Source organism: Ornithinibacillus massiliensis (assembly GCF_018310345.1).
GTDB lineage: Bacteria > Bacillota > Bacilli > Bacillales > Amphibacillaceae > Ornithinibacillus > Ornithinibacillus massiliensis.
In genome coordinates, this window is record NZ_JAGXBY010000009.1 from 69,396 (window position 1) to 81,955 (window position 12,560).

The 12,560-nt window shown below is 35.6% G+C and carries 17 protein-coding genes; 10 read left to right on the top strand and 7 right to left on the bottom strand.

Features of this window, described 5'->3' with window-relative positions:
• Positions 1-29 precede the first annotated feature (29 nt).
• Positions 30-599: a YhcN/YlaJ family sporulation lipoprotein gene (locus KGF86_RS18395; RefSeq protein WP_186870926.1), complete on the bottom strand. Its 570-nt coding sequence runs from the start codon at positions 597-599 to the stop codon at positions 30-32.
• 139 nt (positions 600-738) lie between these two features.
• On the opposite strand from KGF86_RS18395, the gene KGF86_RS18400 reads away from it, so the two are divergent.
• The gene (locus KGF86_RS18400) at positions 739-1,011 is read left to right on the top strand and encodes a YutD family protein (protein ID WP_186870925.1); all 273 of its coding nucleotides are present in this window, start codon (positions 739-741) and stop codon (positions 1,009-1,011) included.
• 67 nt (positions 1,012-1,078) lie between these two features.
• Here the strand turns inward: KGF86_RS18400 and KGF86_RS18405 are convergent, their stop codons facing one another.
• Positions 1,079-1,360 (bottom strand): hypothetical protein, encoded by a 282-nt coding sequence (locus KGF86_RS18405; protein ID WP_186870924.1) that lies wholly within the window; start codon positions 1,358-1,360, stop codon positions 1,079-1,081.
• 158 nt (positions 1,361-1,518) lie between these two features.
• Between KGF86_RS18405 and hepT the strand changes: the two genes are divergently transcribed.
• The gene (gene hepT / locus KGF86_RS18410) at positions 1,519-1,956 is read left to right on the top strand and encodes a type VII toxin-antitoxin system HepT family RNase toxin (protein ID WP_211742663.1); all 438 of its coding nucleotides are present in this window, start codon (positions 1,519-1,521) and stop codon (positions 1,954-1,956) included.
• 11 nt (positions 1,957-1,967) lie between these two features.
• Positions 1,968-2,735: a TIGR01457 family HAD-type hydrolase gene (locus KGF86_RS18415; RefSeq protein ID WP_211742664.1), complete on the top strand. Its 768-nt coding sequence runs from the start codon at positions 1,968-1,970 to the stop codon at positions 2,733-2,735.
• A gap of 276 nt (positions 2,736-3,011) precedes the next feature.
• On the opposite strand, the gene KGF86_RS18420 is transcribed toward KGF86_RS18415, so the two are convergent.
• On the bottom strand, positions 3,012-3,512 hold the full coding sequence (locus KGF86_RS18420) for a phosphatidylglycerophosphatase A family protein (protein WP_211742665.1): 501 nt from the start codon (positions 3,510-3,512) through the stop codon (positions 3,012-3,014).
• A gap of 84 nt (positions 3,513-3,596) precedes the next feature.
• Between KGF86_RS18420 and KGF86_RS18425 the strand changes: the two genes are divergently transcribed.
• Entirely contained in the window at positions 3,597-4,574 is a 978-nt protein-coding gene (locus KGF86_RS18425) for a protein kinase family protein (protein ID WP_186870920.1), read from the top strand.
• A gap of 131 nt (positions 4,575-4,705) precedes the next feature.
• Here KGF86_RS18425 and KGF86_RS18430 read toward each other — a convergent pair whose 3' ends face one another.
• Complete coding sequence (locus KGF86_RS18430; RefSeq protein ID WP_010095023.1) at positions 4,706-4,930, bottom strand: NifU family protein; 225 nt, start codon at positions 4,928-4,930, stop codon at positions 4,706-4,708.
• A 296-nt stretch (positions 4,931-5,226) separates the two neighbouring features.
• On the opposite strand from KGF86_RS18430, the gene KGF86_RS18435 reads away from it, so the two are divergent.
• The 3 genes from KGF86_RS18435 to KGF86_RS18445 all read left to right on the top strand — a co-directional run bounded on the left by KGF86_RS18435 (position 5,227) and on the right by KGF86_RS18445 (position 6,864).
• Entirely contained in the window at positions 5,227-5,565 is a 339-nt protein-coding gene (locus KGF86_RS18435) for a YuzD family protein (RefSeq protein ID WP_186870919.1), read from the top strand.
• 10 nt (positions 5,566-5,575) lie between these two features.
• Complete coding sequence (gene dapF / locus KGF86_RS18440; RefSeq protein ID WP_211742666.1) at positions 5,576-6,430, top strand: diaminopimelate epimerase; 855 nt, start codon at positions 5,576-5,578, stop codon at positions 6,428-6,430.
• Between the two features lie 77 nt (positions 6,431-6,507).
• Complete coding sequence (locus KGF86_RS18445) at positions 6,508-6,864, top strand: HesB/IscA family protein (protein WP_186870917.1); 357 nt, start codon at positions 6,508-6,510, stop codon at positions 6,862-6,864.
• A 610-nt stretch (positions 6,865-7,474) separates the two neighbouring features.
• Here the strand turns inward: KGF86_RS18445 and KGF86_RS18450 are convergent.
• A complete protein-coding gene (locus KGF86_RS18450; RefSeq protein ID WP_186870916.1) occupies positions 7,475-8,464 on the bottom strand; it encodes an NAD(P)/FAD-dependent oxidoreductase in 990 nt (329 codons plus the stop codon).
• 269 nt (positions 8,465-8,733) lie between these two features.
• On the opposite strand from KGF86_RS18450, the gene KGF86_RS18455 reads away from it, so the two are divergent.
• The 3 genes from KGF86_RS18455 (at position 8,734) to KGF86_RS18465 (ending at position 11,152) form a co-directional block, all read left to right on the top strand.
• The gene (locus KGF86_RS18455; protein ID WP_211742667.1) at positions 8,734-9,948 is read left to right on the top strand and encodes an NAD(P)/FAD-dependent oxidoreductase; all 1,215 of its coding nucleotides are present in this window, start codon (positions 8,734-8,736) and stop codon (positions 9,946-9,948) included.
• Positions 9,949-10,061: 113 nt separating this feature from the next.
• Positions 10,062-10,373 carry a YuiB family protein gene (locus KGF86_RS18460; protein ID WP_186870914.1) on the top strand — a complete coding sequence of 104 codons (312 nt, stop codon included), beginning with the start codon at positions 10,062-10,064 and terminating at the stop codon, positions 10,371-10,373.
• A gap of 86 nt (positions 10,374-10,459) precedes the next feature.
• The gene (locus tag KGF86_RS18465; protein WP_281413802.1) at positions 10,460-11,152 is read left to right on the top strand and encodes a 3D domain-containing protein; all 693 of its coding nucleotides are present in this window, start codon (positions 10,460-10,462) and stop codon (positions 11,150-11,152) included.
• A 44-nt stretch (positions 11,153-11,196) separates the two neighbouring features.
• Here KGF86_RS18465 and KGF86_RS18470 read toward each other — a convergent pair whose 3' ends face one another.
• Both KGF86_RS18470 and KGF86_RS18475 read right to left on the bottom strand, forming a co-directional pair.
• The gene (locus KGF86_RS18470; RefSeq protein ID WP_186870913.1) at positions 11,197-11,670 is read right to left on the bottom strand and encodes a divergent PAP2 family protein; all 474 of its coding nucleotides are present in this window, start codon (positions 11,668-11,670) and stop codon (positions 11,197-11,199) included.
• 121 nt (positions 11,671-11,791) lie between these two features.
• A complete protein-coding gene (locus tag KGF86_RS18475; RefSeq protein WP_186870912.1) occupies positions 11,792-12,388 on the bottom strand; it encodes a biotin transporter BioY in 597 nt (198 codons plus the stop codon).
• Positions 12,389-12,560 lie beyond the last annotated feature (172 nt).

Genomic DNA, 12,560 nt, shown 5'->3' on the forward strand with positions numbered 1-12,560 from the left:
TTTGGAACAGGAATTGGACTAACGATTAGTTAGTCCGTTGTCTCCTCACTATCTTGTCTCCCTTGTGGTGACTTTTCCATTTGTGTAATAATTTGATCAATGGTGTTATCATAGTTTTTATTCTGCGTAGAAGAATTATGCAGGCTTTGGATATCTTGGATTAGTGCCTGATTATCAGACACATACACATCATAGAAACCAGGAAGAATAGATATAGCTGTTTTACTCGCGATATCAGCTGCGATTGCTCGGTCCATTCCTTCGTCATGATCATATGCAATTAATACCTCTTCATCTGTTACTAAAGTAGCTACTCGGTTAAATGCTTCATTTCTAAGAATAAATCTGGCTATCATATCAGCCATTTGTGCACGATTAATCGTTGCAATATGGTCTTCTTCAGTATCCATATTCAATTGATCCCTAGTATAATTAACATAGCCTAATTTATCATTAGCATTTGACGTGTTTTGGGTTTTGTTTTCCCTGTTGGGATCTAATTCATCTAACATTTGCTCTCGTTCACCAGAAGAGTTATCCGTATGTGCACAAGCCGTTAGGATAATTCCTAGTGCTAAGATGCTTAATAAACGTAACATGTCTAATACCTCCTATTCGTTACAAGTAGAACTAATCATAGTTTGTTGTAAATATAAGAATTCATGCAATAAAAAACAGAATAGATGTAACTAGTAAAAGTATGGTAAACTATATACAATGCATGAGGGGTGAGTTTACTTGATCGAACTATTTGGAAAAAATTACGAGTTAATTGAAAATGTAAAAGATGGATTTCAACAAAAAGCACTAGAAGATCGGTATTCTGACATCTTGAAAAAGTATGATTTTATTGTTGGAGATTGGGGTTATGATCAACTCCGCTTAAAAGGTTTTTATCATAACCATAATTCAAAGGCTTCCGAGGACTCTAAAATCAGTGCGTTAGACGATTACCTATATGAATACTGTAACTTCGGCTGTGCATACTTTGTCCTTCAGAAAAAGGATTAATACATAGGACAGGCCATTTTACTATACTAATGAATAGAAATAAATGGCCTGTCCATAAGGAAAAGGATCACTCCTCTTGTTCAGGATTGACATCGTCAGGGTGATCATGAATAGGGTGTGATCCTTCTATTTGCCTAGGAAGATCTTCGTGTAACTGTTTATATGGATATACAAATGCACTTAATCTTCGCTGCCCATTCTCCCACGGTGTTGATTTACTATGGATTACTTCATCCTTGTTGACGGTGGAACCAAATGCTCCTTCTGGAAATTCCTCTGGTATTAGATAATTTTTTTGGTCCCGTACATTAGAAAAATCAGAGAATTGTTTTTTATCTTTTTTACCCATTATCCTCTCAACCCTTTCTTTTTTATATCATTTCCGTGGACTTAAAAATTACTTTTCCATTTGTTGGTTTCTTCACTATTTTGCGGTAGTATTAAAGACATAAGCGTTTAAAATTTATGCTATGATATATAGGTAAACCAAAGCTGGAGGGTCGTATAATGTATTTTGTAGATAGAAAAAAAGTAGAGGATACTTTACAATTTATTGAGCATCTTTTGATTGAATATAAAGAACTGAAGGTCGATTCTTATCAGGAAAAACTCGCACTAGAAAGGTTAGTTCAATTATTAATCGAGTCTATTATTGATGTTGGAAATATGATGATAGATGGGTTTATTATGCGAGATCCAGGTAGTTATGGGGATATTATTGATATTTTAGAGGATGAAAAAGTAATTCCCCAATCAGAAAGCAGTGCCTATAAAGCGGTAATTGAACTAAGGAAAACCTTGGTTAAAGATTATTTACATGTCAATCATGAGGAATTAAATGAGGTCATCTCAACTAACCTTGCAGTTCTTAACCAATTCACCGCCAGAATTCGCGACTATTTAAAAAATGAACTTGACGTGGCAAATGCATTTACGAAAGAGTAAGGAGAATTGTAGTGAAGGATTATCAAGGCTATTTAATTGATCTAGACGGAACAATGTATCGTGGAAATGAAGTAATTGATGAGGCACCAGCATTTATACAAGAGTTAAACAAACGGAACATCGATTATTTATTTTTAACAAATAACTCATCCAAAACCCAGGCTCAAGTATCGGAAAAATTAAATCAGCTTGGGATTGAATCAAATCCAGATAATGTATTTACCACCAGTATGGCTACTGCTAAATACATTAAACAACATTATCCCAATGGGCGTTGTTATTGTATTGGCGAGGTAGGGTTATTTAATGCGATAGAACGGGAAGGGCTAACTGTAATAGATGATAGTGATTGCGATGTAGTCGTTATGGGGATAGATCGCAATATAAGCTATGAAAAGTTAGCGAAAGCGTCACTTGCAGTTCGTAATGGTGCGGCCTTTATATCTACTAATAGTGATAATGCCTTACCAACAGAACGGGGTCTCATGCCAGGAAATGGTGCACTTACCTCTGTCGTGTCGGTTAGTACAGGTGTAGAACCGCAATTTATTGGTAAACCAGAGACAATTATTGTGGAACAGGCATTAGAGGTTCTTGGAACAACGCAGAAAAATACGATTTTGGTTGGCGATAATTACAATACAGATATCAAGGCTGGCATTAATTCTGGAATTGATACATTGATGGTATTTACTGGAGTTACACCATTTGAAGCGTATGAATCTTTACCCGTTAAGCCTACTTACTTTATCCGAGATTTAAGTGAATGGTTTAAATGATAGAGGAAAAGGGTGTAGAGTGTATCGTTTTCTGTCTAGAATTATACGAGGCTGGAACATAACTAAAAGAATTAAAGGAAAAACCGAATGATACACGATACTAGCTCATCATTCGGTTTTTCCTTTAATATAAATTCTTTTGTTCCAGTCGCTTTCCTCTAGTAAGGTTGAACCAAATAACGATTAATGTACTCAGTTTATAATTTGAAAGCTTCGCGGAAGGCCCCGCAGATGTTTTTTACCGCTAGCGGTTGGGCATATTTCCGAAATGAACGATTACTTAGCATCCTCTGCAGCGTGGGCTAGTCTACTGGAAGCAGCAGCTGCTATCGCTCCAACTATATCATCAAGAAAGGTATGACATTCACCGGTAGATTTGTCATTAAGTTTTTGTAAGATTCCAGGCTTTTGTTTATCGATATAACCGTAATTCGTAAAACCGATTGAACCATAAACATTAACAATGGAAAATGCTATTATTTCATCTACTCCATATAATCCTTCATCAATTTCGATTGTTGTCTGCAGTGGTTCTTCTAACATCTTCTGCTCAGCAAGCTTATCGAGTTGAATACCGGTAAGGATGGCATTTTGTACCTCTCGTTTTTCTAATACACGATCTACATTATATAGACAATCCTCCATACTTAAGTCTTCATGATATTTTGACTGTAAATAATACACTAGCTCAGCAATGTCTTTTAATGTAACACCTCTTTCTTTTAATAACTCTCTAGCTTTTTGTTCAAGCACGCTTTGGTTAATTTTTTTATCCATGATAGTACTGATTCTCCTTTTAATGGTTAAGATTAGCTAAGTTTCTCATACATTTATAGTAATGGTGTGTGGGAGGGAATCTTGATGAAAGAAATATTGTTAGTTAATTATAATGTTCATACAACAGAACAAGTAATAATTAATGGTAGAGAAGGATTTAGGGATCATGATTACTTTTATTTTATCATTTCCGCAAGAAACAAGGAAATGATTCATTTAGAGCAAGCAGCACTTGCCTATTATCTTTCCGAAATTGGTTATAATCATACAGCAGTTCCAATACCAACAATGGGAAAAAGCTGGTTTGTTGAAAAAGATCATCATCCATATTTGGTGCTACGTGTACCAGCAGTCCAAGAGAAAATTGTGAAATCACCTGGAACGTTATTAGCGGAGTTTCATAACCAAACGGCTACATACAGTTATGAACCACAAGAAATTTCTAGTTATGGCCAATGGAAGGAATTATGGATCAAAAAATTAACAGCCTATGAACAGAAAATTAAGCAAGATGCAGATTCTATGCATAATAAATATTATCGCTTATTAGTGGATGTCTTTCCTTATATAATTGGAATAAGTGAGAATGCTATTCAATACTTACAGGAGAGTGAAAGTGATAAACGGTTTCATCAAGGTGATCAAGGAGTATTTGCATTTCGCAGATACAAGGATCATTTGGCTCAACCAGTAATTTGGACGGACGAATTAGTGTATGATCATCCAACACGAGATTTAGCTGAATATATTCGTTATAAATTGATGGAGAATGACTTTAATGAGGAAGAAATTCTTACCTTTATCACGGATTATCAAGAGAATCGAGCATTATCTATTTTTAGTTGGAGATTATTATATGCAAGACTGGTTTACCCCATTCATTTATATGATTTTGTCGAAGCGAGCTTTAAGGGAGAAGATTACGAGCGGTATTATATAGAATTAAAGAGATTGATAAAGAAACAAGCACAATATGAAAAACGATTAGCGAGGCTTTTTGAGTATTTGAATTTTGATTATAGAAAGTATGAGTTGCCTGTTATAAAATGGTTAAATCCATAGAAATCTTGAGAAGAGGTATCTAATGAGCTTCGCTACGTTTGTTAATATCAGAGATTAGAGAGAAATCACTGGTAATTAGCCTCTAGCAATAAAAAAGCAGGCAACCTATGTTGTCTGCTTTAAAGATATATTTAAAATACTTGTTCGATTTCCTTTACACCTGGTACTTCAGCCATTAATGCACGCTCGATACCTGCTTTTAATGTAATGGTTGAGCTTGGGCAGTTGCCACATGCACCCATGAGACGAAGAAGTACAATGCCATCATCATCAACATCAATTAATTCCACATCTCCACCGTCACGTAGTAAGAATGGGCGCAATTTGTTTAATACTTCTTGAACTTGTTCACGCATTATCCATCTTCTCCTTTCCTATCCTTCATTATATAGCTGTTTAGACAAAAAATCTATTTTTTTTATAGAGCGAATGTATCGGAGAATCTAATGTTCTCCTCAAAGTAGACACGCTATGGAATGCTATTATCCGCTGACTTCCACCAGACAAAGTTTCCTGTATTTTGTGTCAAAAAACAAGAAGGTTCTTTCTCTAAACGTTACAAATTACATATATTAGTTATTATTATTTTATCTTTATAGTAAGGTTTTGTAAAATAAAAGAAACTATGTAACTTGGGGAAGGGGAGGAACTATTGGATAAGAACAATGTAGTAATTACCGTATATGGAGCAGAACAGATATGTGCTAGTTGTGTTGGTGCTCCGGGCTCTAAAGACACATATGAATGGTTGCAAGCAGCAATTACAAGAAAATATGAAGCGGATCAAATTCGCTATGAATATGTCGATATAAATTCTCCACAGGAGGATGAGAAACATCAACAATTTGTTGAACGGATTTTGGAGGAAGATTTATTCTATCCGATTGTTTTCGTGAACAATCAGATGGTAGCAGAAGGTATCCCAAGACTGAAAACAATTTATGAAGCATTGGATCAATGCCACGTGAAAATGCTAGACGAAATGAAATGAGGGCTTACCGATGGAAATACCATATATTAAAATGCATGGATTAGGTAATAATTACATTTATCTAGATTTATTTAAATTTGAAATAGCAGAAGAGCGATTATCTGATATTGCCCAAAAAGTTTCGAATGTTAATACAGGGATTGGTTCTGATGGCTTGATCTTGATTCACCCCAGTAATGTTGCGCCAATAGGGATGCGCATTTTTAATAAGGATGGCTCTGAAGGGATGAGCTGTGGCAATGGATTACGATGTACAGCAAAATATGCATTTGAAGCTGGGCTTGTTCAGGATACTAGATTTCAAATTGAAACAAGAGCTGGAAATGTGGAAGCAGAAGTTAAGCTGATGGGGGATGAAGTAGAAGAGGTTACGATTAATATGGGTAAGCCTATTTTGAGACGTTCTTTGATTCCGATGGCAGGCAAGGAGCGGGAAAAGGTAGTAAATGAGACCTTTATTGTCGCTGGAGAGGAATTAAAGGTTACAGCAGTTTCTATGGGGAATCCCCATGCGGTGTTTATGGTTGAGGATATTAACAAAGCTCCCTTATATGAGCTAGGAGAAACAATCGAAAAAGATCCGCGTTTTCCAGAAGGGGTAAATGTAGAATTTGTTGAAGTACTAAATGAATCAGAATTGAATTTTCGAGTTTGGGAAAGAGGCTCAGGGGTCACACAGGCTTGTGGTACGGGAGCGTGTGCGGCTGTAGTGGCTGCAACTCTAAATCAGCTGATTCCTAAACATAAGACCATAACCGTACACCTGGACGGAGGAGATTTATTTATTACTTGGGATGAGAATGATGATGTTTGGATGAATGGAGGAGCAGATATTATAGCTTCGGGTGTTTACCATTATCGTTAATGGTTAATCTTATTATTTGAAAACTAGCTAAACAAGTAGGTATACTTGATACATGGATTTTGATAGGAGGAATAAAGATGGTTTTAACGCTAACAGATAGTGCAAGTCTCCAAATTAAAGAAATGATGAAAAGTGAAACAGGCAATGTACGTCTTCGCTTTGGTGTAAAGGGTGGCGGCTGCAGCGGATTATCTTATTCACTCGGTTTTGATCAGGAACTTAATGATGAGTTAGATCTTGTGGAAGAAATAAATGGTATTCCAGTTGTGATATCGAAACTAGATATTCCTATTATAGAAGGGACAACTATCGATTATAAGCAGAATATGATGGGTGGCGGGTTTAGCATTGATAATCCAAATGCGATTCTTTCTTGTGGCTGTGGATCCTCTTTCCGCACGAAGGAAACAGTAGGCGCTCCTGAGAAATGTTAGAAAAACCATTAAGCTTAACTGGAAAATAACATATAACAATGTTTAACCTATTTTATTCGATAAAAGTTTTAGACAGCCTAATTGGTATAGAGTTTTACCAATCAGGCTTTTTATCTTTGATTGTAATATTCTATAACCATAGAACGATAACAAGTTAATACATAATGTTTAGGGAGCACGTATGGTGCTGAACATATTTTATCTAATTGGTTATTATTCGATGGAGGAGACAGAAGGTTTTATGATAAGTTACTCGAATTATAAAAGCCCTTACCATTCGGTAAGGGCTGGTTTACATCCATAATATAGAGTTGAACGTAGCTCTAGGCTGGCTTACCCTAAATAAACCGCCATTTGTTGGAGCTGGAAATTTATTAGATGGAGGGGTTGTTATTATGTGACGACGATTAGGGTTTACATCACATAAATTACTAATAGAATCTTGAATAACCGTTCTAGTTAGAGTAACGGTTGTTCTAAGTTATATAATCTTCCAATTGTTATATCTAGAAGGTTGGGTAATAAAAAGCTAAAAATGGTACAGTAAAAAGCATGAAAAGGTCAAAAGTCCTTTCCATGCTTTTCTTATTTATTACAAAAAATTAGTACGTTATTCAAACATACTTGTTGAATGCTTTGGCTGTACCCTTGCTTTTGGATCAATATATTGTTTTGCGTTGTTAATTGCAGTTGGACCTTCACCGAATCCAGTTGCAATTAATTTGATTTTTCCAGGGTATGTACAAATATCGCCTGCTGCATAAATACCTGGGATATTGGTTTCCATTTTGGTGTTAACGACGATACTATTTTTTTCAATTTTAAGGCCCCAATCTTTAATCGGTCCTAACGTTGAAATGAAACCATAATTACAAATGACATCATCCACTTCAAGTTCGATTTGACGATCACCTTTTACTTCTTCTAAAAGGATTGCTTCAATTTTATCAGAAGTATTAATATTAGTTGGAGCAAATGGCGTTAGTATGTCTACGTTTCCGCTTTTCAATTGCTCTACACTATGTTCATGTGCTCTAAACTCGTTGCGGCGATGGACTAACGATACTTTTTCGGCTATTGGTTCAAGCATTAATGCCCAGTCTACAGCGGAGTCCCCGCCGCCAAGAATAGCGACTTTCTTATCTTTGAAGCGATTCATGTCTTTTACATAGTAGTGTAAATTGATTCCTTCATAATCCTCGGAATTATTTATATTCAAACGACGTGGTTGGAACGCACCATTCCCTGCTGTTATGATGATTGTTTTCGTATAGTGAATTTCACCCGTGTTGGAAGTTAGCTTGAACGATTCATCCTCAAGCCGCTCCACTGTTTCAATCGATTGACCAAGTACGATGGTAGGGTCAAACATCTGTGCTTGTTTCTCTAAATTATCCACTAGTTCTTGAGCACGAACCTTAGGGAAACCAGCGATATCATATATATATTTCTCTGGATATAGTGCAGTTAACTGCCCACCAGTATGGGGTAAACTTTCAATAATCTTTACACTTGCTTGACGCATCCCACCATAAAAAGCTGTAAATAAACCTGCTGGGCCTGCGCCGATAATGGTAACATCAAATACTTTGTCAGACATCCCATAACCTCCTTTTTGGAAAATACCAATAACATAGTAACACAAATTTACTTTACTTGTAATTGAACTGACTTCTTTTAGTAAAGATTAGCAAATAAAAATAAGGCTTGAAAATTATTAGGAAAAGGTCTATTATATAGGGTGGACAATATATTACGTTTATGTGACAACCCACTATAATTACTGTTCTCATCTGTTATTATTCTATTAAGTGAAATTTGTCACATACAAAAGTAATAGATAAATAATAAAATTGGATGTGATGATGTATGAAAAAGCCTAACATTGTCGTTTTAGGTGCAGGTTATGGCGGAATGATGACTACTGTAAAATTACAGAAGTCATTAAATGCTAGTGAAGCTAATATTACTCTAGTAAACAAAAATGACTACCATTATCAAACTACATGGTTGCATGAAGTATCAGCTGGGACAGTTCATCAAGATCAAGCTAGAATAACGATCAAAGACGTTATTAATGAACATAAAGTTAACTTTGTTCAAGATACGGTTGTTGAAATTAAGCCGAATGAAAACATAGTAAAACTTGAAAATGGCGAATTAGATTACGATTATCTTGTAATTGGTTTAGGATTTGAATCAGCTACTTTCGGTATTCCTGGACTAGAAGAGAATGCGTTAATGATTAACGATATTAACTCTTCTCGCTTAATCAGAGAACATCTTGAGTTTAACTTTGCTGAATATCACAAAGACCAAAACCCTGCTCGCTTGAACATTGTTGTTGGTGGTGGCGGTTTTACCGGAATTGAATTTGTAGGAGAATTAGCGAACAAAGTTCCTGAGTTATGTAAAGAGTATGATATTGATAAATCACAAGTTCGAATTATCAATGTAGAGGGTGCTCCTACAGTGTTACCGGGATTTGATCCAGAGCTAGTAGAATACGCGATGAATTCACTTGAAGCACGTGGAGTTGAATTCATTACCGGTGCACTACTTAAAGAAAGCAAGCCAGATGCCGTTGTTTATGAAAAAGACGGCAAGCTTAATGAAATTCCAACACTTACAACGGTTTGGGCAGCTGGGGTTAAAGCTAATACAATCGTTGAAAAATCAGGCTTTGAAACAAATCGTGGAAAGATTCAAGTACGTCCTGATATGCGTGCACCTGAATTTGACAATGTATTTGTTATTGGAGATTGCGCATTAATTATGAACGAAGAAAGTGGTAGACCATTCCCACCAACTGCACAGATTGCTATTCAACAATCTGCTACAGTTGCTCATAATTTAGTATCACTAGTTAAAGGACACGGAGAGCTTGAAGGCTTCGAATTCAAATCACTTGGTACATTAGCATCTCTAGGTCATAATGATGGCATGGGTGTAGTATTCGGTGATAAGAAGCTATTCGGTTGGAAAGCTACCTTCATGAAGAAAATGAGTGATAATCGTTACCTATTGAAATTAGGTGGAATTGGATTATTACTGAAAAAAGGTAAGTTTAATTTCTTCTATTAATTCAATATTGTAATTCAAAAGGAGCAAAGGCGTTCGTATTTCGTCTTTGCTTTTTTTATGAATTGCTTATAGAATTAATTTGTATGTAACTAAGGAAGAGGGGTTTACATAAATTGATCCAATTAATTGTATCGGTTATCTTATTTTTTGTTATATTTTTCGGAATAGCATTTATTTTAAATATGCTACTTAGAAGAACATGGCTAATGGCATTTATTTACCCATTTATTGTCTTACTAATTGTCGATAATATACCTATTGGGGATTATTTTTCTTCTCCAGGACAAGCATTTTCTAAGGCATTTAGTGAATTATTCTCCATCAACACATGGGATGTAATCATATTATCTGCTGGCTTTTTAGGTACCATTGTATCTGGATTTGTTATTAAATTCTTACGTAAGAATGGTTATCAGATGTTTTAATAGTGTTTTCCGAAATGTTAGCGTTCTATTCAAATGAATAAAATCTTACTAGATTGGACATGATGACATCCAGAGAGGTGTTATTATTGAAAATCAGTAAAATGATGAGAAGAATTGGCATGACAGCTTTATTTCTGCTGGCATTTTGGACAACATTATCGAGTATTTCCAATGTGACTTATGCAGATATAGCAATCATGCTACATCAAGACCAGGTAGCTTCTGCAAGTAATTATGAAGCAAAACCTGCTGAACATAGAAAGATAGCTTTACAGGAAAAAACGTTAAAGGTGCTGTCAAAACAACAGCATTATATTTCAAGTGAACAAATCGAAGGACCAAAAACAGTTGAAGAAGCAATCAACATAAATAATTACCCAAAAGCAACCGTAATCGCCACAGGATATACAGCAGGAGTGGAATCAACAGGAAAGCATCCTGACCATCCACAATATGGAATTACGTATTCAGGTGTTAAAGTTAAGCGGGACTTATATTCTACAATTGCAGCAGATTTATCGATATATCCAATTGGTACGATTATGTGGATTCCAGATTATGGATTTGGTGTTGTTGCGGATAAGGGTGCTGCCATCAATGGTAATAAAATCGACTTGTATTTTCACACTGTAGAGGATGTTTACTCCGAATGGGGTAAACGTGAAGTTGAGGTCTATATTATTGAAAAGGGCTCTGGAGAATTATCGGAAGAGGTATTACAGAGTCTTAATGAAAATAAAGCGCTTCAAGTATTCAGGGAACAAATTAATAAAAGCTAGATATGAGAAAAGGAGGCAACTGGAATGCCTCCTTTTCTCATGTATTAATAAAAATTATTAAGAATAAGTGCGACGAATATACCGGTAATAGCCCCAAAAAATACTTCTATTGGTTTATGACCTAGTAATTCCTTTAAATCCTCTCGTTTTTCATATGTCCCTTTATTTTCCCAGTTCTTAGCACCTTCAACTAGTACTTGAAAATCTTTTACAAGTTGATTAAGTAATGTTGCATGTTTCCCTGCGTGTCGACGTACACCTGAGGCATCGTACATCGTGATAACACTAAATACAGCAGCTACAGCAAATAATGTTGAATCAAATCCTTCTATGATCCCGATAGCGGTAGATAAAGACGTAACTGCAGCAGAATGACTACTTGGCATGCCCCCAGTGCTAAAAGCGAGACCTGGAACAAATTCTCTTGTTGCCATAAAATGAATAGGAATTTTAATAACTTGGGCAAATACTATCGCAGATAATGCTGCTATGATTGGGAAGCTAGAAAAAAAATCCATGATGAGTTCCTTTCAGACATATTTTTATGATTGTTATTTTATCATAGTCTGCGCTTAAGTAGATATAATTTATGCGGAAAAATAAAAAGAAGAGGTTAAAGTGACCTCTTCTTTTGACAGGTTATGATAATCTTGCTGTTTTCCATTTCATCGGAATACGATTAGCTATACGAACTGTAAAAACGGCGGCTAAACAAGATAAAGCAACATCCTTAATCAAAAATGGAACCATACCAATCCAGGCGAATTTATAGCTAATTGACAAGTTTAACCATAAATTCATGGAAAAGTACATAAATGTAACACCTATCAAATAATTAATGGTTAATCCTATTAAGGAAGCTATTACATATTTTGGAACAGATGGTTGGTTAGAACGTTCTGTTATCCAACCTGCAACAAAAGCGACAATAATGAACGATAGTAAGAAACCGCCAGTAGGAGTTATTAGTTGCATCGGACCTGCTTCCATTCCAGCAAAAATGGGTACACCCGCAGTCCCAACTAATACATATGTAACCATTGCTAAGCTACCTAATTTTTTACCTAACATTAATCCTGCTAAGATAGAGAAAAACGTTTGTAGTGATAATGGTACTGAAGTTCCACCAATCGGTATTGCTAGAAATGGAAACCATACAGCAATATTAGCCCCGATGGCCATCAAACAGACAAATAATGCTCCAACAGTTATTTCTATTGGTTTAATATTCCTCATCGTTAACACCTCTCCTATAACTAGAATAAAGAGAAGAGGGGAGATTGTCAACTTATATTTTAAATGGTTAACAATTAGTAGTGTGAAAAAATAATCCTTATCACTCTATAAGTGAAAAAGGATTATTCTAATTCTCCCTATTATGTTACTACCGCTTATGATAATGAATGGT

Excerpts from the sequence above, each read along its gene's own strand:
- KGF86_RS18395 (WP_186870926.1), bottom strand. The coding sequence starts at position 599 with ATGTTACGTTTATTAAGCATCTTAGCACTAGGAATTATCCTAACGGCT.
- KGF86_RS18405 (WP_186870924.1), bottom strand. The coding sequence starts at position 1,360 with ATGGGTAAAAAAGATAAAAAACAATTCTCTGATTTTTCTAATGTACGG.
- hepT (WP_211742663.1), top strand. The coding sequence starts at position 1,519 with ATGTATTTTGTAGATAGAAAAAAAGTAGAGGATACTTTACAATTTATT.
- KGF86_RS18420 (WP_211742665.1), bottom strand. The coding sequence starts at position 3,512 with ATGGATAAAAAAATTAACCAAAGCGTGCTTGAACAAAAAGCTAGAGAG.
- KGF86_RS18425 (WP_186870920.1), top strand. The coding sequence starts at position 3,597 with ATGAAAGAAATATTGTTAGTTAATTATAATGTTCATACAACAGAACAA.
- KGF86_RS18430 (WP_010095023.1), bottom strand. The coding sequence starts at position 4,930 with ATGCGTGAACAAGTTCAAGAAGTATTAAACAAATTGCGCCCATTCTTA.
- dapF (WP_211742666.1), top strand. The coding sequence starts at position 5,576 with ATGGAAATACCATATATTAAAATGCATGGATTAGGTAATAATTACATT.
- KGF86_RS18445 (WP_186870917.1), top strand. The coding sequence starts at position 6,508 with ATGGTTTTAACGCTAACAGATAGTGCAAGTCTCCAAATTAAAGAAATG.
- KGF86_RS18450 (WP_186870916.1), bottom strand. The coding sequence starts at position 8,464 with ATGTCTGACAAAGTATTTGATGTTACCATTATCGGCGCAGGCCCAGCA.
- KGF86_RS18455 (WP_211742667.1), top strand. The coding sequence starts at position 8,734 with ATGAAAAAGCCTAACATTGTCGTTTTAGGTGCAGGTTATGGCGGAATG.
- KGF86_RS18470 (WP_186870913.1), bottom strand. The coding sequence starts at position 11,670 with ATGGATTTTTTTTCTAGCTTCCCAATCATAGCAGCATTATCTGCGATA.
- KGF86_RS18475 (WP_186870912.1), bottom strand. The coding sequence starts at position 12,388 with ATGAGGAATATTAAACCAATAGAAATAACTGTTGGAGCATTATTTGTC.